The following is a 13796-nucleotide window of genomic DNA, read 5'->3' as shown; positions in this document are numbered from 1 at the left end:
GTGCTGGTCATGGACAACCTCAATACCCACGGCATCGCCTCGCTCTACGAGGCCTTCGACCCCGCCGTCGCGTTCGCTCTCGCCGGGCGCCTCGAGATCCACCACACCCCCAAACACGGCTCCTGGCTCAACATCGCCGAGATCGAACTGGCCGCACTGACCCGCCAATGCCTCGACCGCCGCATCGACGACCTCGACGTGCTCAACACCGAACTCGCCGCCTGGCAGACAGCCGTCAACNCCGACCAGCGCCAAGTCCACTGGCACTTCACCACCNCCNACGCCNGCACCAAACTCCGCCACCTATACCCCAAACATTAGTGGCGACGGTCTACTAGAGCCAGCCGTTGCGTTTGAATGACCGGTACAGAAACAGGCATGCCGTCGCCATCACGGCAAGGACCGCCGGGTAACCCCAGGTCTGGCGCAGTTCGGGCATGTGCTCGAAGTTCATTCCGTAGATCCCGGCCAGGGCCGTGGGAACGGCGGCGATCGCGACCCAGGCGCTGATCCGCCGCATGTCCTCGTTCTGGGCGATCGTCACCTGGGTCAGGGTGGCCTGCAGCACCGACGACAGCAGCTCGTCGAAGTGTTCGATGCGCTCGCTGACCTGCTCGAGATGGTCGGCGACGTCCCGGAAGTACCGCCGCATCGCCGCATCGACCAGCCGCGGGCCGTCCGTCGTGAGCGTGCGCAGCGGGCCAGCCAGCGGCTGGACGGCGTGCTTGAGCTCCAGCAGCTCGCGCTTCAACTGGTAGGCGCTTTCCGTGGACGGGATCTGGTCGCGCCGGAACACGCCGGCCTCGATCTGGTCGACGTCGACCTGGATCTTCTCCACGGTGTCGACGTAGTTGTCGACGACGCTGTCGCAGATGGCATGCAGCACCGAGGTCGGCCCGTGCCGGAGCATCTCCGGGGCGGCCTCGAGTCGGCCCCGCAGCCTGGTCATCTCCCCGTGCTGGCCGTGCCGCACCGTCACCACGAAGTCCTCGCCGAGGAAGATCATGATCTCGCCGGTGGTGACCACCTCGGAGGTATCCGTCACCTCGGTGTGCGCCACATAGCTGGCGGTCTTGAGCACCACGAACAGGTGGTTCTCGTACTGCTCGAGCTTGGGCCGCTGGCCGCCGGTGACCGCGTCCTCCACGGCGAGCTTGTCCAGGCCGTACTCCTGCGCGATGGCGGCGAGCTGGTCGTAACTGGGCTCGAACAGGCCCAGCCAGGCGAAGCCGTCGCGTTCGGTCCGCGCCACCCGCAGCGCGTCGGAATGATCGACGTCCATCGTCACGCACTGCCCCTGGCTGTAGACCCCGCACGCCATCACCCGGCCGTCGGGCGTCGCCGGCAGCTCGACCCGCGGCGCCCGGCGGCGCTTGCGGCCGACCCGGACCAGCGACACCGGCCGGCTTAGCGCGCCGGCAAGCCGGTGCGCGTTCGCCGACGCCTGCCCCAGAGCGTCCTCCAGGGCGCCGAGCACCGGATGCTCGCCACCCACCTGGCCGGGCACGCCCGGGTGACCGCCCGGTCCCGCGCGCATCGGCTCCGCGCTTGCCGCGTCGTCTCGCACCATCGCCTCTTTTCCCTCGCCCGCTTTCCCGCCGCTCACGTTGCCAGTTACCCACGTTCCCGAGTTGCCACGTTCCCGGGTGCCTACGTTCCCGGGTGCCTACGTTCCGGGGTGCCTACGTCCTCGCGCTCGGGTGACCCGTCGCCCGGGGCTCCGGCCGCTCGAGCACCCGGCCGCCCACAGTCGATGGTCGCCGCGCGTTGCCGCGATGCGCCGGGCGGCCCGCGCGCCGTGGGATCCCGTTCGCCGACGTGGGCGGCCTCGTGGTCGAGGACGAGACGCGCGTCGTGTCCGATCCTGACGAGTTCCTCGCCGTACCAGGCTGATCCGCGACGCGGCGGGGGTGGACGGGCGGTCCGCAGGCTGATCATCCGCGCACTAGGCTGATCGGCCATGGTGAGCGATGACCTGCCGCAGCCCGTGCGACTCGACGCGCCGATCGCCTCGGTCGTCATCCACCCCCGGGGCNCCCGGATCATCCGGCGGGGCCGGGTCCGACTGCCCGTTCCCGTGGGTGACGGGTCCGCGGGGGCGGGCGTCCGGGTCGAGCTGGACGGCCTGCCCTGGGAGCTCGCGCCCGACTCGGTCCGCGTCGGCGGCCGGGGACCGGGCCGGGTGCTCGGGGTCGACGTGGTCGCCCGTACGCACCCGGAGCCCGCCGACACCGCCGGCGCGGATCTCGCCACGCGCCGGCTCGCGCTGGCCGCCGAGCTGTCCACCATCGCCGACGAGGATGACGCCGAGCAGGCACGGCGGGGCTTCCTCGACATCGCGACGCGCACCGCGGCCGCCGCCCTGGCACGGTCCTGGGCCTCGACCCCCGCTGCCGCCGAGGGGTTGGCCACCGCCGAGGACCTGCTCGCGGCCCGGATCGGCGAGGTCCACACCCGCCGCCGCGCCCTCGCCGAGCGCCGGGCCGACCTCGAACGGCGGCTCGCGGCGCTCGACCGGACGATCGAGGCCCGGCAGGCCCCCCGCGTCCCGGACACCCGCACCGTCGTCGTGAACCTCGACCTCGATGCTGGCGACAAGGCCGGCCGGAAGGCCGCCGACGAGGGAGTCGAGGTCGAGCTGGAGGTGACGTATCTGGTCCCGACCGCGGGCTGGCGGGCCGGCTACGACGCTCGCCTCGAGGGGGAGCGGGTCACGTTGACCTGGTTCGCGTTGATTGCCCAGCGCAGCGGCGAGGACTGGCCGGACACGGCCGATCTCGTGCTCTCGACGGCCCGCCCGGCCGCGCACGCGGAACTGCCCGAGCTCACCCCCCAGTTCGTGGACCTGAGCCAACCGCCGCCGCCCCCGCCGCCGGCTGCGGCCCCGACGCCGGCGATGTTCGCCGCCGGTGGGCCGCCGCAGGGCCTGTCCCGAGGTCGGTCGAAGGCGAAGCAGGTGAAGGTCCTGAGGACGGCGGTGGCCGACGAACCGGAGATCGACTTCGCCGGGTCGGCGACGTACCGGCCGCCCCGACAGGTCGCGATCCCGGCCGACGGCGACCGGCACCGCCTCACCGTCGCGGTAATCGAGTTCGGCGCCACTCTCGATCATCTGACCGTTCCCAGGATCTCTCCCGACGCCTACCTGCGGGCCACCATCACCAACACCTCGCCGCACACCCTGCTGCCCGGCAAGGTCTCGATCTTCCACGGCGGGGACTTCGCCGGCAGCGGCACCATCGGCACGGTGCCGCCGGGGGCCGAGGTCGAGCTGCATCTCGGCGTCGACGACCGGGTGCGGGTCGAGCGCGAGCTGGTCCACCGCGCCACGGGACGCCGCGTGGTCGGCGGCAACCGGCGGATCGAGGCCGGCTACCGCATCGAGGTGACCAACCACACCCCCCGGCCGGTCCGGACGGTGGTGCGCGACCAGATCCCGGTCTCCCGGCACGAGAGCGTCACCGTCCGGGACTTCCAGGCACGGCCCGAACCGGACGAGCGGACCGACGTCGGCCTGCTTTCGTGGACGCTTGCGCTCGATCCGGGCGCGACCGGGCGGGTGGAGTTCTCGTTCCGGCTGGAGNATCCTCGCGGGATGGAGCTGACCGGCTGGCGCGACTGAGCCGTCCGGAGAGGCAGTGCTGCCCGGAGAGGCAGTGCCGTCCGGAGCGGATGCCGCTCAGGTGGTCGTGTCCGCCGGGGCGCGCAGCCGGCGGGTCCACGCGCCCTCGACGATCTCGCCGCGGGCGTCGATGATCGCCCAGTCGACGACGTCGGCGCTGCGGATGCGCAGGGGTCGGCCCATCCGGATGTGCGCCACCGACGGGTGCGCGCCGTCGTTCAGGCTGCGCCCGCCCAGCAGGGTCGCGTGNTGCCAGTTGGACACCAGGGCCCAGGGCCATTCAGCCCCNTCCGGGACCGCCACCTGATGGCGGATGATCAGGGCCCCCAGGGGCGGAAGGTCATGGCCGAGAAACCGACGCCGGACGTCGACGAGGCGCGAGCGGGCGGCGAAGACGGCCTGGTCCCGGGCCATGGGGACATTACTGCCAATCATGTCCNCAATAGTAGTGGAATCCTTCCTTACGGTAGGCATCGATGTGGGCGACCGGCACCTTTTGTGATGCTCTCGGTCCCCTTGCGTGAGGACCGTCGGGATGCGGCCCCGGTCGCGAAGGCGTAGCTTCACTGTGCCAGTAACTCTCCGCTACGTTTCGACCCATCACGGGTGAGGTGATCATGGCTGAGACGTTGACGACCCTGGTGGACGCGGCGCACGAGGATGCTGTCCATCTCCTTGAACTGTCCCGCGACGGNCGCGACGCGGCCTCCCCCCCGGACGCGTCCCCCACCGATCCGCGCCAGGCGCTGCACGCCAGCGACGCGGCGGTGGCGGCCGTCTCGGCCCACCTCAGTGCGATGGAGGCAGTCGTCTACCCGGAGATGGCCCGCCGGGTGCCGGGCGGCCGGGCGCGGGTCGCGGAGCTGGGCCGGCTGGCCCGCCGGTGCTCGTCGGTGATGCGCGGCATCGAGCAGTACGTGCAGGGGGATCTCAATCGCCCGGCGGGCAGCGTCGCCAGCCTGCGGCGAGACCTCGCGGCGCTGCTCGCCGAGCACGCGAAGGCAGAGGACGAGCTGCTGCGTGAGCTCACCGAACGGCTCTCCGAGGCGGACCGCCGGCACCTGCTCGACCGCTTCGCCGACGCCATGCGCCACGCCCCGACCCGACCCCACCCGCATCTCGGGCACGGTGGGATCTTCGGCGGCAGCCTGGCGGTCCGGCTGCTCGGCAGCTTCGACCATCTGCTCGACGTGATGGATTCGCGCGAGGTGGCCGGCGCCCCGGTGCGGGCCCCCGCGCCTGCCGGGCTGTGGGGCTGGTACCTGCTCGGCCGGCCCACCTCGCCCGCCCCGGAGTGGCCGGCGGCGGATGAGCTCGCGCCGCCAGCCGACCAGTCCCAGTCCGGGTCCCAGTCCGGGTCCGAGAGCGGGTCCGAGAGCGGGTCCGGCCTGCGGCGCTGAGCCCACCGGCGCTCGCCCATCACGGGCCCGGTGTGGTCGTCCCCACGGAACTCCGGCGGATCGAGCACCGCCTGGCCTGACCCGATGGTGAAATAGTCCTAACCTCGCTCTGGTAGCGGCCGTGGCGCGTAGCGCGTTCGGCGTTCCGTTGCGCGCGGTCACCCCTGGGCATGCCATGCTTCGGGTCCAGGATGGGCCTAAATGGCCCGCGTGTCGTGCACTGCCGAGGAGATGTGTCAGGAACCGAGAGCACCGCGGTCCGGGTGCCAGGAACGGAACCGGCGGATGTGGTTTGGCCGATACTCCTCGTCGAGGACGATGACGCGGACGCCTTCCTGGTGTCCGAGCTGTTCGACGAGGTTGCGGCGCCGGTTGAACTAACCCGGGTGCGCACGGTGGCCGAGGCGGTCCGCCGTAGCGAGCAGGTCGCCTGCGTGCTGTTGGACCTCGGGTTGCCCGACAGCGAGGGCCTCTCGGCGCTGCGCCGGCTGCTGGCGGTGGAGGCGGGCGCGCCGGTGGTCGTGCTCACCGGTCTGGTCGACGAGTACCGGGGCGCCCAGGCGGTCGCCGCCGGAGCCCAGGACTACCTCGTCAAGGGCCAGGTCGATGGGCGGGATCTGGTGCGTGCCGTGCGCTACGCGATCGAGCGCAAGCGCGCCGACACGGCGGCCCAGGCGCTGCGCGAGTCGGAGCTGCAAGCGGACGAGCGGGCCCGGCTCGAACGGGGGCTGCTGCCCCGTCCGCTCTATGACGACCGCCGGCTGCGCCACGCCGCCCGCTACCGGCCTGGTCGGCAGCAGTCGCTGCTCGGCGGCGACTTCTACGACATGGTGTCCACCCCCGACGGGACGGTCCACGTGCTGCTCGGCGACGTCTGCGGGCACGGCCCGGACGAGGCCGCCCTCGGGGTCAGCCTGCGCATCGCCTGGCGCACCCTCGTCCTGGCCGGGGTGGCGGAGGCCGACCGGCTCGGGTATCTCCAGCGGGTGCTGGTCAGCGAACGCGAACACGAGGAGATCTTCGCCACCGTCTGTGCCCTCTCGATCGCGCCCGACCGGGATTCGATGCGGATGCGGCTGGCCGNCCACCCACCGCCCGCGCTGCTGCACCCCCGGCTTGCCGCGCTGCCCGGTGACGTCGTCGGGCCGGCGCTGGGCATCCTCGACGAGGACCTCACCGAGGATGTGCTGGTCGAACTCGGCCCGCGGTGGGTGCTGCTGCTGGCGACCGACGGCCTGCTGGAAGGTCGGGAGGGGCCGGGCGGGGAGCCCCTCGGCTGGGAGGGCGTGCTGCCCGAGATCGCCCGGCTCTGGCCCCCGGACGGGCCGGACGGCCTGCTCGACAGCCTCATCGACCGGGTCGAGGCCCGCAACGGCGGCCCACTCACCGACGACGTCGCCCTGCTGCTGCTGATGTGGGGGGCCGACTGATGGCAAAGCCCCGTGGATCTTCCGGCCCGGACGGCCCGTCCGGGCGGTTCGGGCGGTTCGGGTTGGCGTTCGCTCGAAGCTGGCGGTTGNGGCGCCGGCTTGGGGTGACCTACACGGCCGCGGCGGCGGCCCTGCTCATCATCGTCGGGCTGGTCGTGTCGTCGCTGGTGCGGCTCGACAACGCCATCCACACCCGCAGCGACATCATGGCCCCGGCCCTGCTGGGCTCCGCGCAACTCGTCAGCAGCCTGGTCGACCAGGAGACCGGCATGCGGGGCTACCTGCTCCAGGCCCGCGAGGAGTTCCTCGAGCCCTACGACAACGGCCGCCGCGAAGAGAGCGCCCAGCTTGCGGACCTGCAACGCCGCCTTGCCGAGCGGCCTGACCTGCTCGGGAAGCTCACCACCCTCCAGGACCGGATCCGGGCCTGGCACCGCGACTACGCCGACCCGGCCATCACCGCTGTCCGCGACCGGGGACCGAAGGCGGCGACGCTGCTGTCGCCAGAGCTCGGCAAGCGGCGCTTCGACGCGGTCCGCGCCGCGTCCGACGACCTGGAGTCGGCGCTGCGGACGAAGGCGATCACGGCCCGGGACAACGTCGGCGACGCGCTGCGCTTCCTCGTCCTCGCCCTGGCGATCGGCGCGCTGGTCCTGGTCGTCCTGCTGGCGGCGATCGCGCGGGCGTTGCGGGTCTGGGTCACCCGGCCGATCGAGCAGGTGGCCGGCGACGCGCGCACCGTGGCCTCCGGCCGGCTGGACCACGTGGTCAAACCCGCGGGGCCGCCCGACATGATCGCGCTGGCCAGCGACGTGGAGTCGATGCGCCAGCAGCTCCTGGGTGAACTGGGGGTCGCGCGGGCGGCGCGCATCGCGGTGGAGACGCAGGCCGAGGTCCTGCAGCGGTCCAACCGTGACCTGGAACAGTTCGCCTACGTCGCCTCGCACGACCTGCAGGAGCCGCTGCGGAAGGTGGCCAGCTTCTGCCAGCTGCTGGAGCGGCGCTACGGCGACAAGCTCGACGAGCGGGGCACGCAGTACATCGCCTTCGCCGTCGACGGCGCCAAGCGGATGCAGCAGCTCATCAACGACCTGCTCGCCTTCTCCCGGGTCGGGCGGACCACCGAGGGCTTCGTCGACATCCCNCTCGGCGACATCCTCGGCCGGGCCACGACCACCCTCTCCCTGACGATCGAGAGCCTGCAGGCCGAGGTCACCGCCGACGAGCTGCCCGTCGTGCGGGGGGATCCGGTGCTGCTCGCCCAGTTGCTGACGAACCTGATCGGCAACGCGCTGAAGTTCCGCGGCGACGAGGTCCCGCGCGTGCATGTCAGCGCCGTCGAGCGGGCAGAGGAGNGGGAGTTCGCCTGCGCGGACAACGGCATCGGCATCGACCCGGAGTACGCCGAGAAGATCTTTGTGATCTTCCAGCGCCTGCACGGCCGGGACGTGTACGAGGGCACGGGCATCGGGCTGGCCCTGTGCCGCAAGATCGTCGAGTTCCACGGCGGCAGGATCTGGCTGGACGCGACCGTGGATCACGGCACGACCTTCCGGTTCACCCTGCCGAAGAGGTCCCTGCCGGCCTCGATGTCCGAGCCGGCCGCGCTGGTCGACGCCGTCGGCCTGCTGTCCCCGCCGTCGGCGGCGTCGGCGGCACCGGCGTCCGCGGATGAACCGCCCGCACCCGCACCGTCCACCCCTGCCCCCGCCCCCAGCAGCGCACGGCCATCCGGAGGATCATCGTGAGCGAATCGCTCGTTCCTGTCGAGGTGCTTCTCGTCGAGGATGATCCCGGGGACGTNCTGATGACCCGGGAGGCGTTCGAGGATCACAAGCTGCGCAACCATCTCAACGTGGTCAGCGACGGTGTCGAGGCGCTGGCCTACCTGCGCGGCGAGGGGGAGTACGCGGGCGCGCCCCGCCCCGACCTGATCCTGCTCGACCTGAATCTGCCGCGCCGCGACGGGCGGGAAGTGCTGCGCGAGGTCAAGGCCGACGAGCGGCTACGGCGGATCCCGGTGGTGGTGCTCACCACCTCCGAAGCCGAAGAGGACGTGCTGCGCAGCTACGACCTGCACGCCAATGCCTACATCACCAAGCCCGTCGACTTCGAGCGGTTCGTGGCGGTGGTGCGCCACATCGACGACTTCTTCGTGACGGTCGCCCGCCTGCCCGGCCAGTAGACCCACCTGGCCCGCCGCCCGCCGCCCGCACCGCCGGGTGGCACGGCGCCGGTGGGACATCTCACCGGTGGCGACGGTGGCATCGCCGATGCTGGCCGACTGCGGGGTGGATGACCTGCCGGGCGGCGCTCCTCCCGCCGGTGCCGGGCGGTCCCGGGCGGGGCAAAGGTCGGGGAATCGGTGCGCGGCGCCCGTCGCGGTGCGCCCCGTCACGGCCGGCGTCGCCTAGAGTGCGGCTCATGGCGACCGGACCGGAACCCGCCCAGCGCCGCGCCCGCGCACAGCGGCAGGCGCTCGCGGATCTGCTCACCGACCTCGGCCCGGGTCATCCCACCCTCTGCACCGGGTGGACCAACCACGATCTGGTCGCGCACCTCGTCACCCGGGAGCGGGTGCCCTGGGCCGCGCCCGGCCTGGTCATCAGCAGCCTGCACGGCATCACCGAGCGGGCCGAGCGGGCCACCATGCGGGCCCATCCCTATCCCGAGCTGGTCGAGACCTTCCGGGCCGGACCGCCGTGGTGGCAACCGACCCGCGTCGGNCTGATCGACGATGCGGCGAACTTCGTCGAGTTCTTCGTCCACGCCGAGGACATCCGCCGCGCGGACGCCGGCTGGGAGCCGCGCCCGCTGGACGACACGGGCCGCGACGCGATGTGGATGGCCCTGTGGCTGATCGGATTCGCCGGGTTCCGCCGGGCCGGCGTCGGTGTCGTCGCCGAGCGCACGGATCGGCCAGGCCGGCGCACCCTGCACGCCGGCGAGCCGACCGTGGAGATCATGGGGCCGCCGGAGGAACTCGTCCTCTACGCGTTCGGGCGGGTCGAGGCCGCACGGGTCGAGTTGCGCGGCGCCGACGACGACGTCGAGCTCCTGCGCGCCACCCCCGTAGGTCTTTAGCGCGCCGTCCATGAACGTTGTACCGGGTTGGTGACACGCCGAGCGGCGTCCGCCCGGACGAGGCGGTCGGTGCGGGACGAGGTCACGCGACCGTGAGTACGATCTTGCCTTGGATGTGCCCACGGGCGGCTCGTTCGTGCGCCCCTCGAGCATCCGCAAGCGGAAACGTGCTGTCCAGGGCGACGCGCAGCGTGCCCGCATCGAGCAAGGATCCGAGTTCCGCGAGCTGCGAGCCGTTCGAGCGCACTTGGGTGCCCGAGATCGTGACGCCCAGCTTCGCGGTTTCCGCGGGGTTGTAGCCACCGAAGAACACCGGGTACAGTGCGCCGCCGCGCCTGAGCGTGCGCAGGAAACGACTGCTGTCGGGACCGCCGACGNTATCGAGAACGAGATCAACGTTGTGCGCGACTTCCTCGGGACGGCTCTTGGTGTAGTCGATGAACTGGTCGGCGCCGAGCTCGCGCAGGAACGACTCATGCGCACTCGACGCCACCGCGATGATGCGTGCACGCTTCCATTTTGCTAGCTGCACCGCGAAGTGCCCCACGCCGCCCGCGGCGCCGTTGATGAGCACCGTCGTGTCGGCGCCGAGTGCCATCGGGCGATGCTGCGTCGCTTGAAACGGCGACAGCTGATCGTGCCCGAGCTCGATCAGGAACTGCCAGGCGGTGAGCCCTGCCATGGGCACCCCTGCCGCCTGCACGTGATCGATGCGAGCCGGCTTGCGTGCGAAGTTCGACGCGGGCGCAGCCACATACTCGGCGTAGGCGCTGGCCTCGAGGCTGGGAAAGCGAAGGAGGCCGAAGACCTCATCGCCGCGGGAGAGGCCATCCACATCCGCGGCGACGGCCTCGACGACGCCCGACACGTCCGTCCCCGGAATGATGGGCAAGTGCAAAGGCGGCCTTATCTCAGGAGGCACGTTGGGCATTCCTTCGCGCACGTACCAGTCGGGGGGGTTGACGCCGACCGCGTGCACGCGAACGAGCACCTCGCCCGGCTTCGGCGCGGGAATCGGCACCTCGTCGTAACGCAGCACCTCGGGACCACCGTGCTCGTGCAGCCGAATCGCCTTCATCGTGCTCGTCGGCATCGCTTCCCCTGTTCAGCGCAGCTGGGTACACTTATCGGAGCACTGCTCCGAATATATGGAGCACTGCTCCGATTGTCAAGGTGGGCACTATGCGAGCCGACGCCAGGAAGAACTACGACCACCTACTCGCCGTCGCGCGCGCCGTCGTGACCGAGCAAGGCGCCGACGCATCGCTGCGCGACATCGCCCGCAAGGCTGGCGTCGGGCTCGGCACGCTGTACCGTCACTTCCCGACGCGAGAGGCGTTGCTCGAGGCCTTGCTCCGCACCGGCTTCGACGAGCTGACGGCAAGGGCGGGCGACCTCGAGACGTCGGGCTCGCCCGAGGATGCTCTCGTGTCGTGGCTACGCGACTTCGTCGCGTGCGCGCACACCTATCGCGGCGTTGTGGCGTCGATGATGGCCGCCATCGCGGACGCGCAGTCCGCACTCCATGCTTCGTGCGTCACGATGCGCGCGGCAGGCACGCGNCTGCTCATCCGAGCTCAGGCCGAGGGCATGGCGCGGACCGACATCGATGGCACTGACCTGTTTGCGCTGGCCGGGGCGCTCGCCTGGCTCGGCGACCAACCCTCGCTCGCGCCACGCGCCGATCATCTCGTCGGTGTTGTCGCGAGCGCGATCCTGACGGATCGAGCGAGCAGCGATGTCGGGGGGAATGCCGCCCGCGGGCCCGCCGCTGACGTTGTCGAGCACGCGGACAGGTGAACCTGGCCGTGGGACGGCCGCGATTCCCGCCACATCGCGACGGTTGGGTGCCGGTGGGGACNACCCGGGCTGCGAGGCTGGTGGGATGGCCCTGCAGATTCGCCTGGCCGCGCGGGTCGTGCTTGTCGACCCTTCCGACGCGGTGCTCCTGCTCAGGTCGCACGATCCGACCCTCGACGACGCCCCGCAGTGGTGGCATGTGCCCGGCGGCGGCCTTGACGAGGGGGAGAGCACCGAGCAGGCCGCGGTCCGGGAGGTGTTCGAGGAGGTCGGTTACCGCCTGGCCGACCCGGGCCCGGCGGTCGCCACCCGCCGGGCGTCGTTCACCTTCCTGGGCCGCACGTTCCAGCAGTTCGACACGTTCTACGTCGCGCGGGTCCCACACCGCCTCGAACTCGACCCGTCGTCCTGGACGGAGACCGAACGCGGGTCGCTCCTCGGCTGGGCCTGGTGGACCGTGCCCGAGCTGCGGGCGACGGAGCAGACCGTGTATCCGACGCGCCTGGTCGGCCTCGTCGAGGGTTGGCTGCGCTCGGGACCGCCGGCGGCGCCGATCCGACTGTGACGCCCCGCCACGCGGTTCACCACAGCGAGGCGTAGGTGGCGGCGGCGCTCGGGTTCTCGTTCGGGCCGACCAGGGACGAGTGCACGTTGCCGGCCTCGGAGTTGTTGAAGTACGTCTCGTAGGCGAGCACGTCCCGGTTCGCGGCGAACGTCTGGTACATGTTGCGGATGTAGACGGGGTTGTCCCCGCCGGCCTGCCCGGCCCGGCCCGCGCCCGTGTCGGACTTGGAGACCAGCCCCCACTCGGGGACCGAGAACTGCTTGCCGTGCACCCGCGCGAACGCGATCACCGAGCACAGGCCGGTCGGGTCGGCGCACTGCTGGGCGAAGGCCGCGTCGGTGGTGCTCGCCGGCCACTGGTCGTAGCTGTCGATGCCGATGATGTCGACGTACTGGTCACCCGGGTACACCGACCAGGCACCGCCGCTGTGGGCGTTGAGCGCCCAGTCGATCCGGGCCTGCGGGTCCGTCGAGCGGATCGCGCCGACGACCTGCCGGAAGCAGTTCACCCACGTGGTGGCGCTCGTCTTGGACACCGACCAGGGGAACCAGTTGCCGTTGAACTCCCAGGCGAGCCGGATGATGCTCGCCGGGCGGCCCTTGCCGACCAGCCAGCGGCCGAAGTCGGCCCAGTGGCCGGAGTAGGCGCCGCTCGCGCACGAGTTCATGTCGCCGCCGCCGGTCGGGAAGAAGGGCTGCGAGATGACCCAGGTGCCGTTGAACGTCGAGAACTTCTCCGGCCCGCTGCCGACCCAGGGGTTGGTGATGGTCTGCCAGCTCGACCGGTCGGCGAAGGTGAGCACGGCGTTGACGGACGAGCCGCGGAAGCTCTCCCACGCTCGCACCTGGGTCATCGAGCCGGCGGAGACGCCGCTCATGCCGCCGGGCACGGAGCCGCCCCCGCCGCCGACGGGCACGACGGGTACCTGGGCGGCCGGTGGCTTCGTCGTTGGCTGCGTGGTCGGGATCGTCGGCTTGGTGAGGGCCGGTACCGCCGGCTTCGCGGCGGTCGTGCCGGTCGGCGCGCCCGCGGCCGATTGGCTGGGAGACGACGGCGATGCGGCCGTGACGTGACTGCGGCCCGTGCCGCTCGGCCGCGCCGACGCGCTGGGCGTCGCCTTCGGGTCGCCGCCGCGATGGCGCGAGTTCACGTGGACGGCGGCGGCCTCGACGGTGGTGGAGCCGTTCTCGCCGGCCGAGTCGTGTGCGGGGGCGATGTTCCAGCCGAGGGCGGCCGCCAGCAGGGCCAGGACGCCGAGTGAGGCGATCCAGGCGGGATGGTGTGGGCGGCGGCGTCGACGTCGGGAGCCGGCTCGGGCTCTGGGCGGGCTGGGGTTGCCCTCCGATCGGTGTTTCACCGCGGGTATCCCTCCGTGCGTGGCGGTGGCGTCGTCAGAACCCCCCCGGGTCCCTGCTTCGGCGTCGAAGCTGATGACCTCCGTGTCGCGCAGCGGCCTGAGATGTATGGATCGGCTGCCGGGTTACCCCCTCGGTGCCCCGACTGGCTGCCTAGTTAGATACGACGAGACCCTACACGGACGGAATTCGAGGCGTTGTCCCAGCTCGGNCGCTATGGGTGATTCGTCCGCACTGGTGGCTCTCGAGCCATGTGTGTGCCTTGTGTGAGCCGTGGGTTTGATGGGTCCGGTGGCCGCTCGGGGACCCCCGGCTGTCCGCTGGTCCGGCGGTCCGGTGCCCGGGTCGTTCCGATCGCGCCGCGTGGTGTGGAACGTATGGTGGGCAGAGGTTCCGGTTGTGTCACAATGTGCGCGCGGACTGGGGCGCCGTGGTGGTTCACGTCGGTGACCCACGGATTCCGCAGGGATCGGGAGTCATGGCCGGCGCGCGTCGGCGGCTCCTGGTTTGGTGCCCCGGTGGTCATGCCAGCCAGGCGCG

Annotated in this window: 8 protein-coding genes and 13 pseudogenes; 17 read left to right on the top strand and 4 right to left on the bottom strand. The window is 71.6% G+C overall.

Features of this window, described 5'->3' with window-relative positions:
- Window positions 1-240: pseudogene (locus FF86_RS20010) on the top strand (transposase); the annotation flags it as partial.
- Window positions 241-334: 94 nt separating this feature from the next.
- Here the strand turns inward: FF86_RS20010 and corA are convergent.
- Complete coding sequence (gene corA / locus FF86_RS20005) at window positions 335-1570, bottom strand: magnesium/cobalt transporter CorA (protein WP_082122012.1); 1236 nt, start codon at window positions 1568-1570, stop codon at window positions 335-337.
- Window positions 1571-1960: 390 nt separating this feature from the next.
- Here corA and FF86_RS62835 point away from each other — a divergent pair.
- The 13 genes and pseudogenes from FF86_RS62835 to FF86_RS53000 form a co-directional block, all read left to right on the top strand.
- Window positions 1961-2035, top strand: a pseudogene (locus tag FF86_RS62835) (hypothetical protein); the annotation flags it as partial.
- 1 nt (window position 2036) lies between these two features.
- Window positions 2037-3583 (top strand): annotated as a pseudogene (locus FF86_RS20000) (DUF4139 domain-containing protein); the annotation flags it as partial.
- Window positions 3584-4239: 656 nt separating this feature from the next.
- Window positions 4240-4316 (top strand): annotated as a pseudogene (locus tag FF86_RS62830) (hypothetical protein); the annotation flags it as partial.
- Between the two features lies 1 nt (window position 4317).
- Window positions 4318-5022, top strand: a 705-nt coding sequence (locus tag FF86_RS19990; protein WP_242419120.1) for a hemerythrin domain-containing protein, incomplete at its 5' end; no start/stop codon positions are given.
- A gap of 191 nt (window positions 5023-5213) precedes the next feature.
- Window positions 5214-6105 (top strand): annotated as a pseudogene (locus tag FF86_RS19985) (PP2C family protein-serine/threonine phosphatase); the annotation flags it as partial.
- A 1-nt stretch (window position 6106) separates the two neighbouring features.
- A partial coding sequence (locus FF86_RS53025) for a SpoIIE family protein phosphatase (RefSeq protein ID WP_242419119.1) occupies window positions 6107-6452 on the top strand: 346 nt, incomplete at its 5' end.
- Window positions 6453-6542: 90 nt separating this feature from the next.
- A pseudogene (locus FF86_RS53020) lies at window positions 6543-7596 on the top strand (CHASE3 domain-containing protein); the annotation flags it as partial.
- 91 nt (window positions 7597-7687) lie between these two features.
- Window positions 7688-7807, top strand: a pseudogene (locus FF86_RS64245) (hypothetical protein); the annotation flags it as partial.
- Window position 7808: 1 nt separating this feature from the next.
- On the top strand, window positions 7809-8200 hold a 392-nt coding region (locus tag FF86_RS53010), incomplete at its 5' end, for an ATP-binding protein (RefSeq protein WP_242419118.1).
- Window positions 8197-8255 (top strand): annotated as a pseudogene (locus tag FF86_RS62825) (response regulator); the annotation flags it as partial. The gene FF86_RS53010 and the pseudogene FF86_RS62825, both read left to right, overlap by 4 nt.
- Window position 8256: 1 nt before the next feature.
- A partial coding sequence (locus tag FF86_RS19975; protein ID WP_242419117.1) for a response regulator occupies window positions 8257-8637 on the top strand: 381 nt, incomplete at its 5' end.
- A 239-nt stretch (window positions 8638-8876) separates the two neighbouring features.
- Window positions 8877-9178: pseudogene (locus FF86_RS53005) on the top strand (maleylpyruvate isomerase family mycothiol-dependent enzyme); the annotation flags it as partial.
- 1 nt (window position 9179) lies between these two features.
- Window positions 9180-9536: pseudogene (locus FF86_RS53000) on the top strand (TIGR03085 family protein); the annotation flags it as partial.
- Window positions 9537-9618: 82 nt separating this feature from the next.
- On the opposite strand, the pseudogene FF86_RS52995 reads toward FF86_RS53000, so the two are convergent.
- Together FF86_RS52995 and FF86_RS19965 are read right to left on the bottom strand one after the other, a co-directional pair.
- Window positions 9619-9913 (bottom strand): annotated as a pseudogene (locus tag FF86_RS52995) (zinc-binding dehydrogenase); the annotation flags it as partial.
- 1 nt (window position 9914) lies between these two features.
- A partial coding sequence (locus tag FF86_RS19965; protein ID WP_396229957.1) for an NADP-dependent oxidoreductase occupies window positions 9915-10629 on the bottom strand: 715 nt, incomplete at its 3' end.
- An 89-nt stretch (window positions 10630-10718) separates the two neighbouring features.
- Between FF86_RS19965 and FF86_RS67195 the strand changes: the two are divergent.
- The 3 genes and pseudogenes from FF86_RS67195 to FF86_RS19955 all read left to right on the top strand — a co-directional run.
- Window positions 10719-11098: pseudogene (locus FF86_RS67195) on the top strand (TetR/AcrR family transcriptional regulator); the annotation flags it as partial.
- Window position 11099: 1 nt separating this feature from the next.
- Window positions 11100-11336: pseudogene (locus FF86_RS67190) on the top strand (hypothetical protein); the annotation flags it as partial.
- 85 nt (window positions 11337-11421) lie between these two features.
- Window positions 11422-11901: an NUDIX hydrolase gene (locus FF86_RS19955; RefSeq protein ID WP_044886267.1), complete on the top strand. Its 480-nt coding sequence runs from the start codon at window positions 11422-11424 to the stop codon at window positions 11899-11901.
- Window positions 11902-11917: 16 nt separating this feature from the next.
- Here FF86_RS19955 and FF86_RS19950 read toward each other — a convergent pair whose 3' ends face one another.
- Entirely contained in the window at window positions 11918-13258 is a 1341-nt protein-coding gene (locus FF86_RS19950) for a glycoside hydrolase family 26 protein (protein WP_044886268.1), read from the bottom strand.
- Between the last annotated feature and the right edge of the window lie 538 nt (window positions 13259-13796).

The organism is Frankia sp. CpI1-P (assembly GCF_001421075.1).
GTDB classification, from domain to species: Bacteria; Actinomycetota; Actinomycetes; order Frankiales; family Frankiaceae; genus Frankia; species Frankia torreyi.
Note: the sequence above shows the minus strand (reverse complement) of the source record. Positions and strands in the feature narration are given on the sequence as shown.

Excerpts from the sequence above, each read along its gene's own strand:
- FF86_RS19955 (WP_044886267.1), top strand. The coding sequence starts at position 11,422 with ATGGCCCTGCAGATTCGCCTGGCCGCGCGGGTCGTGCTTGTCGACCCT.
- corA (WP_082122012.1), bottom strand. The coding sequence starts at position 1,570 with ATGGTGCGAGACGACGCGGCAAGCGCGGAGCCGATGCGCGCGGGACCG.